The organism is Hyunsoonleella ulvae (assembly GCF_016827605.1).
Classification (GTDB): Bacteria; Bacteroidota; Bacteroidia; order Flavobacteriales; family Flavobacteriaceae; genus Jejuia; species Jejuia ulvae.
Map to the genome: position 1 here is coordinate 566725 of NZ_JAEPJQ010000001.1, position 18073 is coordinate 584797.

Consider the following 18073-nt stretch of genomic DNA (forward strand, 5'->3'; position numbering starts at 1 on the left):
CTTAAGAATATTCTTGAGTTTATAATATTTAAATTAATTAATAAAAACGTTACGCTATGTACGCAGTTGTAGAGATAGCAGGGCATCAATTTAAAGTTGAAAAAGACCAAAAAGTTTTTGTTAATCGTTTACAATCAGAAGAAGGTGCGACAATATCTTTCGATAACGTTCTTTTAATTGGAGATGGTAACAAGGTAACTGTAGGCGCCCCAGCTATAAACGGCGCTCAAGTAGGAGCAAAAGTCGTTAAACACCTTAAAGGAGATAAGGTTATAGTTTTCAAGAAGAAAAGAAGAAAAGGTTACCGTGTTAAAAATGGGCACCGTCAATCTTTAACTGAAATTATAATTGAAAGTATTGTAGCTTCAGGAGCTAAGCCAGCTAAAAAGGCTGCCCCTAAGAAAGAAGCTAAAAAAGCTGAGCCAAAAGTAGAAGCGAAAGCTGCAGCACCAAAAGCTGAGGCAGCTCCTAAAAAGGAAAAAGCAGATGATTTAAAGAAAATTGAAGGTATAGGTCCTAAAATCGCTTCAACATTAGCTGAAGCTGGTATCGCTACTTTTGCTGAGTTAGCCAAAGCTAAGCCAGAAGCAATTTCAGAAATCATTGCAAATGTTCGTGGTAACCATGTTACTGATACTTGGCCTGCACAAGCTAAATTAGCTGCTGAAGGTAAGTGGGACGAACTTAAAAAATGGCAAGACGAGCTAGACGGTGGTAAAGCATAAGCTTAGCATCAAGTTTAAAATATAAAATCGAAATAAAATGGCACATAAAAAAGGAGTCGGAAGTTCGAAAAACGGTAGAGAATCAGAATCGAAACGCTTAGGTGTTAAGATTTTTGGTGGTCAAGCAGCAATTGCTGGTAACATTATCGTAAGACAAAGAGGAAACACGCACCATCCAGGAGAGAATGTGTATTCTTCTAAAGATCATACATTACATGCCAAAGTTGATGGTATTGTAAAATTCACAAAGAAAAAAGACAATAAGTCTTATGTTTCTATAGAGCCTTTTGAAGCTTAAGAAGCTATTCTTAAAAAGTTTTAAAAACCCTTTCTGTGTACAGAAAGGGTTTTTTATTTTAATATATCCCCTGCAATCTTTAGATGATGATGTGTATGCAATCTTAAAAAGCGAAGTGTTTGTTTTTTAGACAATGTACCAAAAATAAAATGTTTAAAATGATGCGCTTCATCTAGAGTAGCTATACCTTCTACGAGACATTTTGCTGTATGTAATTGTTTTTCTAAATCTTCCTTTAAAATAGTATTTGGTGGCAATGCAATTTCAGGCGATTTTGCTTTTCCTCTAGGAATATAGTTTAAACTAAAAAGAATGATGCGGCTTAAGTTGAAATTACGTTTGTAATGTTTTGGATTAGAATTAGCCATGGTTTTAAAAACACCATTAATAACTTTTAAACTATGGGCTAATTGCCATCCTACTGAAACTTTAGAAACTGATGTGTTTACAGCTCTAAAATGAGGTATAAAAGCTTCAATTTGTGATAATTGTATCTGTAATTTTCTAATATTTGTGTTAGACATACCTAAATGTAAACATATAATTTCAAAATATTTTAGTAACTTTAAAGTATTGCATTTGTAATGTTAGAGATGTTTTACCTTAAAAATTAATGCTTATGCTTCCCTTTAGATCAGAAATTAGAAATTCCCCAACGCAACCTACAATTAAAATTTTTCTTGGTGACGAATCCTTAGACACTAGAATAAAAAAACATTTAGAGCATTTTAACGAAGTAGATACGGTTGAAATTAGAAAAAGCGTAGAACGCAACCGTGTTGGAGAACATTTAACAATATTCTTTAAAGATAATGTGGATGTATGTAGCATGAAAAAATCAATTGATTCCAGTTTGTGGTGGTATTTTGAGGAGGATTTAGTGGAATAAAGAATTTCTTGAAACCAACCATCCCTAGGGCAAGCCACAGGGGTATTTCACTGGTTTCATTTTGCCTTTAAGCCAAAAATCGAAATTCTGTATTTTAGATTCCCGTATTCACGGGAATGACAATTTCAACAGAAACCCCGATGCAAGCATACGGGAATTCTTTTTGATTAAAATATAAATTTTTACCTTCAACAATATAGTACAAAGCGTTTGAGTTATAGTTATAAACCAAACGCTTTTCTATTATCAAAGTATTACCTCTTATAGTCATCTTTATGCTATGTTTTGGATGCAAACATTCTAAAGAAAGCGCTCCTACTATAGCTAAAAGTAATATTTTAAAAGCTGAAATCATTAAAGAAAGGTATCCAATAATTGATAGTTTGAAATTAAATATCAATTTTAAAAAAAGAGGTAATTACAATACCTTAAAAGCAGACATCCTGAAAAAGAGAGTCCATTTTAAATCACTTTACAACATCGATTCCACAAAAGCTATAGATAGCGCTTCCCGCTTCATATATAATCAACTCATAAATCATTTAGTGCCACACTGGTACGGGACAACATGGGATTTTAACGGGCATACCAATATTCCTAACCAAGGCGATATTGCTTGCGGTTATTTTGTATCAACAACCCTAAAACACTTAGGTTTTAATGTGAATAGATATAAAATGGCACAGCAAGCAGGTTTAATAGAAGCACAGACTCTACAAGCTAAAAATCAACTAAAGCTATTTTCTAATGTATCTTTTAACACTTTAAAACTAAAACTGAATGAGGCATACTCTGATGGTATGTATTTTGTAGGCTTAGACAATCATGTGGGCTATATACTACTTAAAGATAAGGAACTCTATTTTTTACATTCAAGTTATTATGATGATAAAGTAATGATTGAATTGGCAGAAATATCACCTTGTTTTAGGTCTAAATTTTATGTGTTTGCTGAAATATCAACAAATAGGGATTTAATAAAAAAATGGATTTTAAACACTCATCTGGAAATACCAAACACACAATGAAACAACTTGTATTAATAAGTTTTTTATGTTTTTTCAATTTAAACTTTAGTCAAACAAATTCTAAAACTCAAACTATTCATGTTTTTGTAGCACTATGCGATAACGTTAACCAAGGTATAGTTCCTGTACCTGCTAAACTAGGAAACGGGCAAGACCCTAAAAACAATTTATATTGGGGAGCCATGTATGGCGTTAAAAGTTACTTTAAAAGAAGTAAAGACTGGACATTGGTATCTTCAACAGAGAACCCAGAAACCCATATACTAGAGCGTATTCTATTTAAACATACTACAACAAACACCTATTTACTTGCTGATGCATACGATGGCAAGTATATTAAACAAACTACAAAAGATTTTCTGGAAGCCACAGCAGGGCGAAATCCTATTACTATTAAAAAAGGTAATAAAAACTTGAAGTTTGGAGGCAATGCTAATTTACTAACTTACATTGGTCACGATGGTTTAATGGAATTTGATATTACTGGCAATTTTGAGCCAATTGATGACAAAAACCGAGATGCTATTATTTTGGCTTGTGTGAGTAAAGACTATTTTAAACCTTACCTTACACTAACAAAGGCGAATCCCTTGGTATGGTCAACAGGATTAATGTCGCCCGAAGCTTACACTCTAAAATGGGCATTGGATGGTTGGGTAAAAGACGAAACTGATTTAGAAGTAAAAAATCGTGCTGCAGAAGCCTATAATTATTATCAAAAGTGCGGCATTAAAGGTGCTAAACGTTTATTGGTTACTGGATATTGACATCTCCTATATCTAAATATACCAATACATCATTTAAACACGTTTTTAAATCATTCTTAATCTCGTTTGCCCAAAACCTAAATACAGTAAAGCCCATATCGCTTAATTGTTGATTAACCTCTCTGTCGCGCTGCATATTACGTTCTATTTTAGGAATCCAAAACTCTCGATTACATTTTAATTTATGCTTACGCTCATCCCAATTGTAACCATGCCAAAACTCGCCATCAATAAAAACTGCTAATCTATATTTTTTAATACTTACATCTGGTGTTCCCGGAATAGATTTGTTGTTTACACGGTAACGAACGCCCGCTTTCCATAACGCCTTACGAAACCGCAATTCTGGTTTGGTATTTTTACCTCGTATTTTGCTCATAATTTTAGAGCGCTTTCGGGTAGTGTAAAAACCAGATGCCTCGTTAAATCTTGGTACTTTTATTTTAGGTTCATCATAAGACACAGCAATACTAAAAATACAAATAATCTATGGTTTTGAGAAAAGCAATAAAATTTTGACGTTGCTATATTAGCAGTCCATTAAACCATACCCAGAACCCTATATAACTCAAAAAATTATTGCTCATTAAGCAATCGTGATAACTCATCTAGCTTAGGTGTTAGTATCACTTCAATACGTCTGTTTTTTGCTTTCCCTTCTTCGGTTGTGTTTGTGGCTATGGGTGCATACTCTCCCCTTCCTGCTGCTGTTAAATTTTCAGGGTTTATAGCTGCATTTTCTCTTAAAATATTTACAATTGCTGTAGCACGTTTAGTTGATAAATCCCAGTTACTGGTTAAAGCACCGTTACCAGAATAAGGTACATTATCTGTGTGGCCTTCTATTAAAACAGCAATATCAGGATTTTCGGCTAAAACGTTACCAAGGCTTCTTACTGCCGTTTTTCCATCTGTATTTACTGCCCAACTTCCTGATTGGAATAAGAGTTTGTTTTCCATAGACACATATACTTTGCCTCCTCGCTGCTCAACGGTTAATCCTTTGCCCTCAAAATCGGTTAGGGCTCTTGAGATGGCATTTTTAAGCTGCGTCATTGCCGCGTCTTTCGTGGCAATAACGTTTTCTAATTCAGCAATGCGGTTGGAACGCTCCTCTAAGGCTTTTTTCAACTTTTCTAAGCGTTCGTTTTCTGCTGCTAAAGCTTGTTCTTTAGCTTCTAACTGTGCTAAAAGCTCTCTGTTTTTTTGAGAGTTTTTAGCAATGGCTGCAGAGCTGTTCTTTTCTAAAGCAGCGTAAGATGCCTTTAAATTATCTAAATTAGATTTGGTTGCTGCATAATCACTTCGTAATTGATCACGCTCTGCAATGGCTTCATTATAAGCCATCTTTAATTTATCAAGCTCGTTTTCTACCTTAGTTTTATCCGCCAGTAAAGCTTCATTTTCTTTATTCAATTTTCTGTTTTCTTGCTTTAAGGTAGCATATTTACTTTCTAAATCCTTGTACACTTTAGGAGATACGCATGAGGTAACACTCATTACTAATGCTACAGCTATTAACAAACTATACTTAATTTTCATTTGGGTTATTTTTTGTTTATTATAAGTTTAATTATCTATTTCTACTAATATTGGGCAGTGATCGCTATGTACTGCTTCGGTTAGTATAACGGCTCTTTTTATATTTTCTTGTAAAGGTTGTGATACCATGGCATAATCTAATCGCCACCCTTTATTATTGGCCCGTGCATTGGCACGGTAACTCCACCAGCTATATTCTTGTCGTTCAGGGTTTAAATATCTAAAAGCATCTATAAAACCACTCTTTATAAATTTACCGATCCATTCACGTTCTTCAGGTAAAAACCCCGAAACACCCTTCATTTTGGGGTTATGGATATCTATTTCTTCATGACAGATATTATAGTCTCCACAAATTACCAAGTTAGGCACCTCTTTCTTTAAATTATTGATGTATTCTTGAAACATGTCCATATAATCGAACTTATGTTGTAAGCGTGCATCATTGGTACCAGAAGGTAAATACAAACTCATTACAGAAACACCATTAAAATCTACCCTTAAATTACGTCCTTCAAAGTCCATCGATTCTATACCTGTACCATACTCCACATGGTTGGGTTCAATTTTACTCAAGATTGCCACTCCGCTATACCCTTTTTTTTGAGCACTAAACCAATAGTGGTAGGTATAACCAACCTCTTCAAACAAGCTTAAATCCAGTTGTTCTTTCATGGCTTTAATTTCCTGTAAACAAATCACGTCTGGATTTGCACTTTTTAACCAGTCTATAAAACCTTTATTTATAGCAGCACGAATACCATTAACGTTATACGATATTATTTTCATTTACTCTTTTTATTAGATGAGAAAACCTGTTAAACGCAAAACTTGTTACAAACACTTTTGCTATTTCAGCTAAAATAAATAATACCTTACTTTTACACTATATTTAATCCAAGGAGTTTTAACGAATTCTATTAACAAAATATTTTAAGCTTATCTTAGTTTAAATACCTGATGAAGTATGTCCTGTTATTTATGTTTGCATGCGTTAGTTTTGGTGGTTTTTCCCAAAACCAAAACAACAAATATAAAACTAAACGGCTAGCTGTTCGGGACACTATTTTGGTGGATAGTGTTAGTATCAATTCCAGTTGGTTTTCTGTTAAAACGAAACACAATCAAATAATAGATACGTCTTTTTATAAAATTGACTTTTCTGCGGCGAAACTCATAGTTAAAAAACCCATTAAAACGGATTCAATCATCGTTAATTATTTGAAATTCCCAGAATTTCTTACTAAAACCTACAAACAATTAGACGAGAGTATTATTGTAAAAAATAATGATGGTGTAGAAAAACTTTACCAATTGTCCCAACCCAACACATCCAGAAACTTTGTGCCTTTTGATGGGTTAACAACCTCTGGAAGTATTTCACGGGGCGTCACTGTTGGTAACAATCAAAACTCTGTACTTAACAGCGAATTAGACCTTCAAATTACCGGTAAATTGAACGATAAGGTATCATTGAGAGCTTCTATACAGGATGCTAATATTCCGTTACAAGAAAGTGGGTATAGCCAACGTTTGGATGAATTCGATCAAGTTTTTATTGAACTGTTTAGTGACACTTGGAATATTCGTGCGGGAGATATTGATTTAAACAATAACAACTCTTATTTTTCTGCATTCTCCAAACGCGTACAAGGATTGTCTATAAACGCTAATTTAGGAGGAGATACTTCACAAACCAACGTCTTTGCTGCTGGTGCTTTGGTACGCGGACAATTTACTACAAGCCAGTTTGTTGCCCAAGAAGGCAACCAAGGACCTTACAAATTACAAGGACAAAATGGGGAATTATTTGTGCTTATAGTATCCGGAAGTGAAACTGTTTATGTTAACGGCATACCTTTAGAACGAGGAGAAGACAAAGATTATATCATCGATTATAACGCAGGCGAAATTATATTCAACACTACTTTTCCGATAACTTCTGAAATGAGAATCACTGTAGACTATCAATTTAGCGACCGCAATTACTCCCGTTTGGTGGCTTATGGTGGAGGAAATTATAGTAGTGAGAAATTAAAAATTGGTGTTTCTGTGTACTCTGAAAATGACGCTAAAAACCAACCCTTACAACAAAACCTTTCAGAAGAACAGGTACAGATATTAGGTGGTGCTGGTGATGATAGGGCACAAATGGTTGCGCCTTCTGCTGTGGAAGAAGCCTTTAGTGAGAATAGAATTTTATACCGAAAAGATAGTATTAATGGTAATGAGATTTTTGTGTTCTCTAATAATCCTGACGATGAACTATTTAGGGTAACATTTACACGCGTTGGGCCTAATCAAGGCGATTATGTGATCAGTAATGCATTTAATAATCCTGTAAATACGGTTTATGAATATGCTGGAGCATTACAAGGCGATTATGCTCCAATCGTTCAACTTATCGCTCCTACAAAACTGCAAATCGCTGCCATTAATGGAAGCTATACGCCTTCTAAAAACACACAAATTAATTTTGAGATGGCTGGCAGTAAAAATGATTTAAATCTTTTTTCTGGGGCAGATGATGCTGATAACGATGGTTTTGCTGGAATGCTACGCATAAACCAAAACATCATTAAAAAAGATAGTCTCTGGAACCTAAACGCCTACATTAAAACAGACTTTATTCAGGATAACTTTAGAAGTATAGAAATTCTATACAATGCCGAATTTAATCGCGATTGGAACCTAGAACAACCCAGAGGCAATCAACGGGTTGGCGATTTGGGTTCGCAAACCTTTTTAAATACTGGTCTCAACCTTTCGCACTACAAAAAAGGACGCATTAACTACCAATTTGAATATTTAAATTTTGCTTCAGGCTTTAATGGAAGTAGACATATCGCAAATGCTAACCTACTATTAAATAAACTTTTAATACAATCTAACACTAGTTATTTGGATGCAAAATCCAGTATTAATACTTCTACATTTTTGAGGTCTCACAATACGGTAACACGCGGCATGAAAAAAAGTTGGCTAGGTGCTAAACTTTCTGTTGAAGACAATGTGCAAACTGAAATTGCTTCCCAAACCTTAACACCTTTAAGTCAAAAGTTTATATCCTATGAGGGGTTTACAGGAATAGGAGACAGCACCAAAGTATTTGCACAGATAGGCTATAAAACAAGGGTTAACGATAGTATTAGAAACAATAGATTGCAAAAGGTAAACACTTCCAATACCTTTTATATAGACTCCAGAATTATTCAAAATAAAAGCACCAACCTATCCCTGTATGCCAATTACAGAACCTTGAATCATGAAGACGACACTATTGAAGATGAAAACTCTTTAAACTCAAGATTACAATACAACCAAAAACTGTTTAAAAATATTATACAAAGTAATACGGTTTTTGAAACCAATTCTGGAACGCTGCCCCAACAAGATTTTACTTATGTTGAAGTAGAACCCGGACAAGGTTCGTATACCTGGATAGATTATAACAACAATGGTATCCAAGAGTTGGAAGAATTTGAAATTGCACAATTTCAAGATCAAGGCACCTATATACGTGTGTTGTTGCCAAATCGTGTATTTATTAAAACACATCAAAACAGGTTTAGCCAAACACTAACCATAAACCCATCTCAATGGCGAGTTTCAGAAAAAAAATCTCAAAAATTTTGGTCTCATTTTTACAATCAAACTAGTTATTTAATTGATAGAAAAATTCAAAGGGATGGTAATAACTTCAACTTAAACCCTTTTAAAAGTGATGCAGACAACCAACTAGGTTTACAACTTAATTTTAGAAATGTATTATTCTTTAATCGAGGTAAGCAACACTATACAACCTCATACACGTATCTTTCAAATAAATCCAGCAATACGCTTTCAGTTGGGCTTTTAGAAAATAATCTAAGAAGCCATCAATTAAACTTTAATCATAAGATAAAAGAAAATTGGTTAATAACACTTCAATCTGTAATAGGCTCAAATGAGAGTTCCAGCGAAAACTTCACGAGCAAAAATTTTAATTTTGATGAAGCCCTACTCAATCCTAAACTATCATACCTGTTTAATGAAAATAGTCGTTTTGATGTGTTTTATCAATATACTGTAAAAGACAACACTATTGGAAATTTAGAAAACTTAAAACAACAAAAGTTTGGTTTAGGTTTTAACCTATCAAAAAATGAAAAAGGTGCTATAAACGGGGAGGTTAATTATTTTTCAAATAACTATACTGGTAATCCAAACACACCTGTAGCCTTTCAAATGCTAGAAGGTTTACAACCAGGAAATAACTTCACTTGGACATTATTGGCACAAAAGAAATTAACCAAGTTCTTAGATTTAAATTTGAGTTATTTTGGTAGAAAAACAGAAACCAGCAAAACCATCCATACAGGGAATATTCAGTTAAAGGCTTACTTTTAACAACTAAAAAGACCCATGAAAATAATCCATGAGTCTCTTTATATACTAATTTTTGAAGTATTTTATTTAAACAGACGCCTTGATTAGCTCTCTGTTCATTCTAGCAATATTATCTAATGAAATTCCTTTAGGACATTCCACCTCACAAGCACCAGTATTAGTACAGTTACCAAAACCTTCTAAATCCATTTGTGCGACCATATTTTTTACACGATCAGCCGCTTCAACTTGTCCCTGAGGTAATAATGCATATTGTGATACTTTAGCACCTACAAACAACATTGCACTAGAGTTTTTACAAGTAGCTACACACGCACCGCAACCAATACAAGTTGCTGCATCCATAGCTTCATCTGCTGCATGTTTAGAAATTGGAAGCGCATTAGCATCTTGCGTATTTCCCGAAGTATTTACCGAAATATACCCCCCTGCGTGTTGAATCCTATCAAAAGCACTTCTATCTACAACCAAATCCTTAATTACTGGAAATGCTGCTGCTCTAAATGGTTCTATAGTGATAGTATCTCCATCGTTAAACATTCTCATGTGTAACTGGCATGTTGTAATACCTCTATCAGGTCCATGGGCTTCCCCATTAATGTACATAGAACACATACCACAAATGCCTTCACGACAATCATGATCGAAAGCAACGGGTTCGTCTCCTTTAGCAATTAATTGCTCATTCAAAACATCCATCATTTCCAAAAAAGACATGTGCTCTGAAATATCAGTTACGTTGTAACTTTCCATCTTACCTTTAGATTCTGCATCTTTTTGACGCCAAATCTTTAATGTTAAATTCATTCCTTTTCCTGACATAGCTTTCTTATTTATAAGATCTTTGTTTTAATTCAATGTCTTTGAATTCTAATTCTTCTTTATGTAAAACAGCATCAGCTGGTTCTCCTTTATATTCCCACGCAGAAACAAAAGCAAAGTCTTTATCATTACGTTTAGCTTCTCCTTTTTGCGGCCCTGATTCTTCAGCAGATTCTTCTCTAAAGTGTCCTCCACACGATTCCTCTCTAGTTAAAGCATCCTTAGCAAATAGCTCTCCCAATTCTAAGAAGTCTGCAACACGACCTGCTTTCTCTAATTCTGGATTCATTTCATTTGCACCACCTGGAACTGATACTTCTTTCCAGAATTCTTCACGAATGACTTTAATCTCTACCATGGCTTCTTTTAAGCCTTTTTCATTACGGGACATCCCGCATTTATCCCACATTATCTTGCCTAGCTTCTTGTGGAAATAATCTACGGATTTGGTTCCGTTATTATTTACAAAGAAATCTATTCTACTTTTCACTTCTTTTTCAGCTTCATCAAATTCCTTGGTATCTGTTGGAATTTTACCAGTTCTAATATCATCAGAAAGGTAATCTCCTATAGTATATGGTAACACAAAATAACCATCGGCTAAACCTTGCATTAATGCTGAAGCTCCAAGTCTGTTTGCACCATGGTCGGAGAAGTTCGCTTCTCCAATACAATATAATCCAGGAACGGTAGTCATTAAGTTATAATCTACCCAAACACCACCCATAGTGTAATGCACTGCTGGGTAAATCATCATTGGTGTTTTGTATGGGTTCTGATCTACAATCTTCTCATACATCTGGAACAAGTTACCATACTTGGCTTCTACTATTTTCTCTCCTAACTCGGTAATTTTTTCTTTTGAAGGGTTATCAATACCTTTTACTTTTGCTTCTTCTTTACCGTATCTTTCAATAGCTGCCGCAAAGTCTAAATAAACCGCTTCTCCTGTAGCGTTTACACCATAACCAGCATCACAGCGCTCTTTGGCTGCTCTTGATGCCACATCACGAGGTACTAAGTTTCCAAAAGCTGGGTAACGACGTTCTAAATAGTAATCTCTTTCTTCTTCTGACAAATCAGTTGGCTTTTTACGACCTTCCCGTATTGCTTTAACGTCCTCAATGTTTTTTGGTACCCAAATGCGTCCGTCGTTACGTAACGATTCGGACATTAATGTTAATTTAGACTGGTAATCTCCAGAACGAGGAATACATGTTGGGTGAATTTGCGTGTAACATGGGTTGGCAAAATATGCACCTTTTTTATGTATTTTCCATGCTGCAGTTACATTACTACCCATAGCATTGGTTGATAAGAAATATACATTTCCATAACCACCAGACCCCACAACAACTGCATGCGCCGAATGACGCTCAATCTCTCCAGTAACTAAATTACGGGCAATAATGCCTCGTGCTTTTCCATCTACAATAACCACATCTAACATCTCATGACGATTGAACATTTCAATCTTACCGCGTGCAATTTGACGGTTCATTGCAGAATAAGCTCCTAACAACAATTGCTGACCTGTTTGTCCTTTAGCATAAAAGGTTCTAGAGACCAATACACCACCAAAAGAGCGGTTGTCTAGTAACCCACCATAATCACGTGCAAATGGCACGCCTTGCGCCACACATTGATCTATAATATTAGCTGAAACTTCAGCTAAACGGTATACGTTTGCTTCTCTAGAGCGATAATCCCCTCCTTTAACAGTATCATAAAACAGTCTGTATGTTGAATCTCCATCGCCTTGGTAGTTCTTTGCTGCATTAATACCTCCTTGAGCAGCAATGGAATGTGCACGACGCGGGGAATCTTGATAAGCAAAGGCTTTAACATTATATCCCAATTCCGCTAACGTTGCGGCTGCAGAACCTCCTGCCAAACCTGTACCAACAACGATGATATCTATATGGCGTTTGTTGGCTGGATTTACTAGATTGATTTTATTTTTATAATCTGTCCATTTATCTTTAATTGGACCTTTTGGTACTTTTGAATTTAAAGCCATAATTATATTAAGATTAATGGTGAGGATTTAAATGATGATATAAAGCTATGATAATAAAACCTAACGGAACTATTATGGAATAAGCTTTACCTATAGTTTGCAATGTTTTTTTACGACCGGCTGAAGAACCAACAGATTGGAACGCTGATGTAAAGCCGTGAGCTAAATGCAATCCTAAAAGCACAAAAGAAATTACATAAGCACCAACTCTAAGTGGGCTATGAAACTTCTCAACTAATTCATGAAAATATCTATACTCGCCATTGTGTAAACCAGACATATCCCCTACAATGTATTTTGTATTAATTTCAGGAATCCAGAAATCAATAAAGTGTAAAACAATAAATGCCAAAACCACTAAGCCACTATAAATCATATTTCTACTTACCCAACTAGAGTTAGCACCTCCATTATTTTTAGCGTAAGAAACACCGTTTGCCTTTTTATTTTTTAATTCCAGAATGAATCCCATTACAAAATGAAAAACCACTGCAAAAATCAACACTGGCTGTAACGCAAATTGCACTAACGGATTTGTCCCCATAAAATGGGATACTTCATTGAAAGCATCAGGACTTATCACTGATAATAAATTAATTGCTAAGTGTTGCAGCAAGAAAAACATGAGGAAGAACGCAGATAGCGCCATGGCAACTTTTCTTCCAATCGAAGATTTAAAAAATCCACCCATTGTTATATTATAATATATTTAAGAATTGCAAAGGTAATTACCGATGGATTCTTAGGCAAATAACAAATGTCATGTTTTTGTTATTTAGAATGATTTTAAGTAATAATACTTAGTTTTTCAAAAAACTAAGTATTATTGTTTCGTTATCTTGATGCAACCAACAAAAAAAGCATCACATTATGTGATGCTTTTCGATTATTTCATTTACCTCTACTACTCTATAATAAGCTTTTGAGTTATTGAGGCATCATCAGAAGTTATTTTTACAAAGTACACACCCACTGGTATATTTGTAATATCTAAAGTTTCAACTTTAAAAGCTTGAGAGATATCATAACTTATAATTTGCCTACCATTTAAATCAAAAAGCGTAGCACTTTTTAATGGTAAAATGTGCGCATTACTTATGAAGAGTTGGGTACTAGCAGGATTTGGGTAAATCTTCACAGTTTGGTTTAACAGCTCATCTTCTACACCTAAATTACAGGTTGATGAATCTGTCATTAATGGTTGCGAACATGCATCTACCGTTGTACTTCTTGAGTGTACATTAGAGGCAGCCGTAACATTACTCGCCAATAATACACGTTGTTGCTCCGAGTTTGAGATTGCAAAATGCATCACATCATCTAAATTATCTCCATCACTAACCAAATCAATAACATGACCTAATTGATGTGCATGGCCAAGCTCATGTAATGCAACACTTTCAAAGTCAAACTCAGACAGATTAGGAAGACCAACTCCATAATACCAATTTACCTCATCGTCAAATACGATATCCATCTCTGCCACATGTGCATTCCAGGTAGAAGGGTCCCCTACAGCACCACATCCTGAATACCAACTTGTACATCTACCCAACACATTATCTGGTAAATCATCCGCAGTACCTTGATTATCAAATTTTACTACATTAACCTGATCTCTAGCAACTACATCAACCGAAGTAGCAGAAGTTGCTATATCCCAATTAACATTTGTTTCACAACGCCACTTATCGAGTGCCATTTCAAAAGCAGCTCTAGCACCAGCATTATTAGGTTCGGTATTATTAAAAAAATTCGTTTGTAACTCAAATGTAAATCCTCCATTTCCATTTTCACCTATATGTCTCACAGGATAAGCAAAAGGTGTTAATGGTCCATTGCTTCCTCCACTTCCTGTTTGGTCATCAATATCAAATACTGCATTTAACTCAGAATAGGTTATCGTTAAAACTGAAACTGAAACAGCAGCATCATTACTAGAATCCTCTACCCTGATAGGTCCTGTACCAGCACCTGAGGGAATTTCTACTGTAATTTGAGTATCGCTCCATGTTAAAATCTGATTGTCAAGTGCTCTAGTAAAGGTTCCTCCCCCATCATCTGCATTGGAAAACCATACGCTTCCAGGAGTAGCGCCAAAATCAGTTCCTGATATTGTTAAAACCGTCTGGGTTCCAGCAGTTGCTGTAGTTGGCGAGAAAGTAATGCCAGATGGTACAAAAGTTGAACTTTTGCTTTGATTAAGTTTAGAATAAGCAGTTACATTAAAAGGTTTTAACTCCTTGTAATTTTGGTTGGTTAACTGTGTAATTTCTTTATAGAATTTAGAAGAAATACCTTGTTTTTTATTAAACGGATTAACCGCTACCTGACTTTCCAAATTATACCTGTAATAGCCCTGAGAAGAACCATAAGATTTAAATTGATGTTTTCCTTCATTAAAACTCTTTAACATATAGAGCCCCATTTCTGATAGATTAAGTTTTAAACTGGGACTTACCACTAAAGCATCATTCCCTACAGTACCCCCACTGGTAATTACCTCTATTGTATCAGTTGTTGATTTACCTTTAAAAACTTTATAAACCTCAACAATATTTGATGTGTATATGTAGGTACGATTTTCATTCCAATAAGATTTTTGTGAAATTACCTTGCCTTCGATAATTAGATCAGAATTTCTGACCTGCTTATCCAGTGAAGCCTCTATCATCATAGATTGGGACAATAAACTCATACAACCAAACAGAACTGAGATGCATGCAAGAACAATTTTTGTGAATATGGTTTTTTTCATTACTAATTTTTTTAAAAGATTTTAATTCAGGGCCAAGAGGTCATTCAAATATAACGAAATAATAGCTATTTTTACATCACAAAAGAAAACAAAAAAACCGATAAAATGAAATATTTACCGATAAAAAACAGTCTTTTTATAAAAAATAGAAAGAAATTTTCTACAAAAATGAAACCAAATAGTTTGGCTGTTTTTAACTCCAACGATATTTATCCCATTAGTGCCGATAGCACCATGCCATTTCAGCAACATAGAGATATTTTTTATCTAAGTGGCGTTGACCAGGAGGAGAGTATTTTGGTATTATTCCCTGATTGTCCAAAAGAAAAACACAGAGAAATTCTCTTTTTAAGAGAAACCAATGAGCATATAGCTGTTTGGGAAGGTGAAAAATTGACCAAAGAAAGAGCTTTCGAAACCAGCGGTATTAAAACCATATATTGGTTACAGGATATGGAAAAGGTAATGTTTGAAATTATGACGCAATGTGATACGGTTTACATAAATACCAACGAACATTACCGCGCTTCAGTTGAAGTTGAAACCCGTGAAGACCGTTTTACCAAATGGTTAAAAGCTAAATATCCAGCACATGCTGTAGCTAAAAGCAACCCGATTATGCAACGTTTACGTTCTGTTAAGGAAGAAGTGGAAATCGATTTAATTCAGCAAGCTTGTAACATTACAGAGAAAGGGTTTAAGCGTATTTTAAATTTTGTAAAACCAGGCGTTATGGAATACGAAATTGAGGCAGAGTATATCCACGAATTTATTAAAAACCGCTCAAAAGGATTTGCTTATACCCCAATAATAGCTTCTGGTAATAACGCAAATGTGCTACATTACATCGAAAATAACAAAGAATGTAAGGCTGGCGATATGCTTTTAATGGACGTTGGGGCAGAGCATGCAAATTACGCAAGCGATATGACACGTACCATTCCAGTATCTGGACGATTTTCTGATAGACAAAAAGCAGTTTATAAAGCGGTTTTACAAGTTAAAAACGAAGCTACCAAAATGCTTGTCCCCGGAACAGATTGGGGAGAGTACCATGTGGAAGTAGGGAAAATTATGACCTCTGAATTACTGGACCTAGGATTACTAGATAAAGCTGATATACAAAATGAAGACCCAGAGTGGCCAGCGTATAAAAAATATTTTATGCATGGCACCAGCCACCATATGGGATTAGACACGCATGATTATGGCATCATAACCGAACCCATGACAGCCAATATGGTTTTTACAGTTGAACCCGGAATTTATATCCCCAAGGAAGGATTTGGGGTTCGATTAGAGGATGATGTGGTAATCCAAGAAACTGGCGATCCTGTGAACTTGATGAAAAACATCCCTATTGAGATTGATGAAATAGAAGATTTGATGAATACCTAAAAAAAGGTCGCTCAAATTGAGCGACCTTTTATCTAAACACTAATATTATTAAAGAGTGACTAATTCAAATAAATAACCATTTAGTTTTTGAAGTGTTTTTATCTTGTTCTCAGTATCCACAAGTAAGGAAATATTATTTCTACTTCCCCCATAAGATATCATTCTAATATTTACATCTTTTAAAATCTTAAACAGCTTGTGCGTGCCTTCATGATCTACTATAGCATGCCCCACCAAACAAATAATACTTTGATTTGTATCAATTTCAATATTTGAAAATTTTTCCAACTCAGAAACAATTTGTTCTAAATTTCTATCATCATCAATAGTTAGTGATACAGCTACCTCAGAAGTAGTAATCATGTCTATAGACGTTTCATAGGTTTCAAAAATTTCAAATACCTTTTTCAAGAACCCATGCGCCTGTAACATACGTCCAGACTTTATTTTTATCGCAGTTATATTATCCTTTGCGGCAATAGCCTTAATACCTGTTTCAACATGATTTCCCGTAATTGAAGTTCCTTTAGCTATGGGATCCATTGTATTCTTTAAACGCACGGGAATACCATCCTTCCTTACCGGAAGTATCGTTTGGGGATGCAAAATTTTAGCTCCAAAATACGCTAACTCTGCAGCTTCATCAAAAGATAAATCTGAAATTGGCTTAGTACCTTCAACAAACCTAGGATCGTTATTATGCATCCCGTCAATATCTGTCCAGATTTGCACCTCTTCAGCTTTTATAGCTGCTCCAATTATGGTAGCTGTGTAATCACTGCCTCCTCGTTGCAAGTTGGAAACTTCCCCAGTATCATCCAAACAAATAAAGCCTTGGGTAATATATATTTCAGCAGTATCTGCTTCACTTAAAACAGTTTGTAGATTATTTTGGATATAATTAAAAGATGGCTCTTTATGCGCATCAATCTTCATAAAATCTAGTGCCGACAACAAACAAGAATTTATACCTTCTTGTTGTAAAAAAGAGTTAAACATAAAGGTAGACATCAATTCCCCTTGCGCTAAAATTTCATTTTCAATAAGCTGGGAAAACGACTTGTATGTACACTCGATTAAAAAATTAAAACGTTCTGCAACATAAGTTTTAGTTAAACCGTTCAATGTCGCATCAGACAAGAGCGCATCAATCACTAAAATATATTTCTCATGAAGCGCATTAATATCCTGCAAAGCCTTATCAGTGTTAGAAACCTTGATGTTATTGGCAATATCAACCAAACTATTGGTAGTACCGGACATTGCAGAAAGTACTACTATCTTCTTATTTCCATCGTTGATAATGTTTTTAACATTGGTCATATTCTCCACTGACCCAACGGACGTTCCTCCAAATTTTAAAACTTTCATTTATCTATGAATTTGCAGTGCAAATGTAAAATTCAAATGAAGAATGCAATCATTAATATAAAAAAA

At 34.9% G+C, this 18073-nt stretch carries 17 protein-coding genes; 7 read left to right on the forward strand and 10 right to left on the reverse strand.

Features of this window, described 5'->3' with window-relative positions:
- Window positions 1–56: 56 nt before the first annotated feature.
- Both rplU and rpmA read left to right on the forward strand, forming a co-directional pair.
- Complete coding sequence (gene rplU / locus JS605_RS02675; protein WP_203256133.1) at window positions 57–725, forward strand: 50S ribosomal protein L21; 669 nt, start codon at window positions 57–59, stop codon at window positions 723–725.
- 37 nt (window positions 726–762) lie between these two features.
- Window positions 763–1023 (forward strand): 50S ribosomal protein L27, encoded by a 261-nt coding sequence (gene rpmA / locus JS605_RS02680; RefSeq protein WP_076698461.1) that lies wholly within the window; start codon window positions 763–765, stop codon window positions 1021–1023.
- 53 nt (window positions 1024–1076) lie between these two features.
- On the opposite strand, the gene JS605_RS02685 is transcribed toward rpmA, so the two are convergent.
- Window positions 1077–1547, reverse strand: a complete 471-nt coding sequence (locus tag JS605_RS02685) for a DUF1569 domain-containing protein (protein ID WP_203256134.1) — start codon at window positions 1545–1547, stop codon at window positions 1077–1079.
- A gap of 95 nt (window positions 1548–1642) precedes the next feature.
- On the opposite strand from JS605_RS02685, the gene JS605_RS02690 reads away from it, so the two are divergent.
- Window positions 1643–1912, forward strand: a complete 270-nt coding sequence (locus tag JS605_RS02690; protein WP_203256135.1) for a hypothetical protein — start codon at window positions 1643–1645, stop codon at window positions 1910–1912.
- Between the two features lie 94 nt (window positions 1913–2006).
- On the opposite strand, the gene JS605_RS02695 is transcribed toward JS605_RS02690, so the two are convergent.
- Window positions 2007–2267: a hypothetical protein gene (locus JS605_RS02695; RefSeq protein ID WP_203256136.1), complete on the reverse strand. Its 261-nt coding sequence runs from the start codon at window positions 2265–2267 to the stop codon at window positions 2007–2009.
- A gap of 28 nt (window positions 2268–2295) precedes the next feature.
- Between JS605_RS02695 and JS605_RS02700 the strand changes: the two genes are divergently transcribed.
- Both JS605_RS02700 and JS605_RS02705 read left to right on the forward strand, forming a co-directional pair.
- Entirely contained in the window at window positions 2296–2940 is a 645-nt protein-coding gene (locus JS605_RS02700; RefSeq protein ID WP_203256137.1) for a hypothetical protein, read from the forward strand.
- Window positions 2937–3707, forward strand: coding sequence for a hypothetical protein (locus tag JS605_RS02705; RefSeq protein WP_203256138.1), 771 nt, complete (start codon window positions 2937–2939; stop codon window positions 3705–3707). The genes JS605_RS02700 and JS605_RS02705 overlap by 4 nt, the downstream gene beginning before the upstream one ends.
- On the opposite strand, the gene JS605_RS02710 is transcribed toward JS605_RS02705, so the two are convergent.
- The 3 genes from JS605_RS02710 to JS605_RS02720 all read right to left on the reverse strand — a co-directional run bounded on the left by JS605_RS02710 (window position 3694) and on the right by JS605_RS02720 (window position 6038).
- Window positions 3694–4170, reverse strand: a complete 477-nt coding sequence (locus JS605_RS02710) for a very short patch repair endonuclease (protein ID WP_317194106.1) — start codon at window positions 4168–4170, stop codon at window positions 3694–3696. The two genes, JS605_RS02705 and JS605_RS02710, sit on opposite strands and share 14 nt — an antisense overlap.
- 113 nt (window positions 4171–4283) lie before the next feature.
- Window positions 4284–5249 (reverse strand): OmpA family protein, encoded by a 966-nt coding sequence (locus tag JS605_RS02715; protein ID WP_203256140.1) that lies wholly within the window; start codon window positions 5247–5249, stop codon window positions 4284–4286.
- A gap of 27 nt (window positions 5250–5276) precedes the next feature.
- Window positions 5277–6038, reverse strand: coding sequence for an exodeoxyribonuclease III (locus tag JS605_RS02720; RefSeq protein WP_203256141.1), 762 nt, complete (start codon window positions 6036–6038; stop codon window positions 5277–5279).
- A gap of 171 nt (window positions 6039–6209) precedes the next feature.
- On the opposite strand from JS605_RS02720, the gene JS605_RS02725 reads away from it, so the two are divergent.
- The gene (locus tag JS605_RS02725) at window positions 6210–9638 is read left to right on the forward strand and encodes a hypothetical protein (protein WP_203256142.1); all 3429 of its coding nucleotides are present in this window, start codon (window positions 6210–6212) and stop codon (window positions 9636–9638) included.
- A 66-nt stretch (window positions 9639–9704) separates the two neighbouring features.
- On the opposite strand, the gene JS605_RS02730 is transcribed toward JS605_RS02725, so the two are convergent.
- From JS605_RS02730 to JS605_RS02745, 4 genes are all read right to left on the reverse strand, one after another.
- Window positions 9705–10445 carry a succinate dehydrogenase/fumarate reductase iron-sulfur subunit gene (locus JS605_RS02730; protein ID WP_203256729.1) on the reverse strand — a complete coding sequence of 247 codons (741 nt, stop codon included), beginning with the start codon at window positions 10443–10445 and terminating at the stop codon, window positions 9705–9707.
- A gap of 22 nt (window positions 10446–10467) precedes the next feature.
- Window positions 10468–12480 (reverse strand): fumarate reductase/succinate dehydrogenase flavoprotein subunit, encoded by a 2013-nt coding sequence (locus JS605_RS02735; protein ID WP_203256143.1) that lies wholly within the window; start codon window positions 12478–12480, stop codon window positions 10468–10470.
- Window positions 12481–12493: 13 nt separating this feature from the next.
- Entirely contained in the window at window positions 12494–13171 is a 678-nt protein-coding gene (locus JS605_RS02740) for a succinate dehydrogenase cytochrome b subunit (RefSeq protein WP_203256144.1), read from the reverse strand.
- Between the two features lie 213 nt (window positions 13172–13384).
- Window positions 13385–15238, reverse strand: coding sequence for a T9SS type A sorting domain-containing protein (locus JS605_RS02745; RefSeq protein ID WP_203256145.1), 1854 nt, complete (start codon window positions 15236–15238; stop codon window positions 13385–13387).
- A 105-nt stretch (window positions 15239–15343) separates the two neighbouring features.
- On the opposite strand from JS605_RS02745, the gene JS605_RS02750 reads away from it, so the two are divergent.
- On the forward strand, window positions 15344–16636 hold the full coding sequence (locus JS605_RS02750) for an aminopeptidase P family protein (protein ID WP_203256146.1): 1293 nt from the start codon (window positions 15344–15346) through the stop codon (window positions 16634–16636).
- Window positions 16637–16684: 48 nt separating this feature from the next.
- Here the strand turns inward: JS605_RS02750 and JS605_RS02755 are convergent, their stop codons facing one another.
- Window positions 16685–18007, reverse strand: coding sequence for an aspartate kinase (locus JS605_RS02755; protein ID WP_203256147.1), 1323 nt, complete (start codon window positions 18005–18007; stop codon window positions 16685–16687).
- Between the last annotated feature and the right edge of the window lie 66 nt (window positions 18008–18073).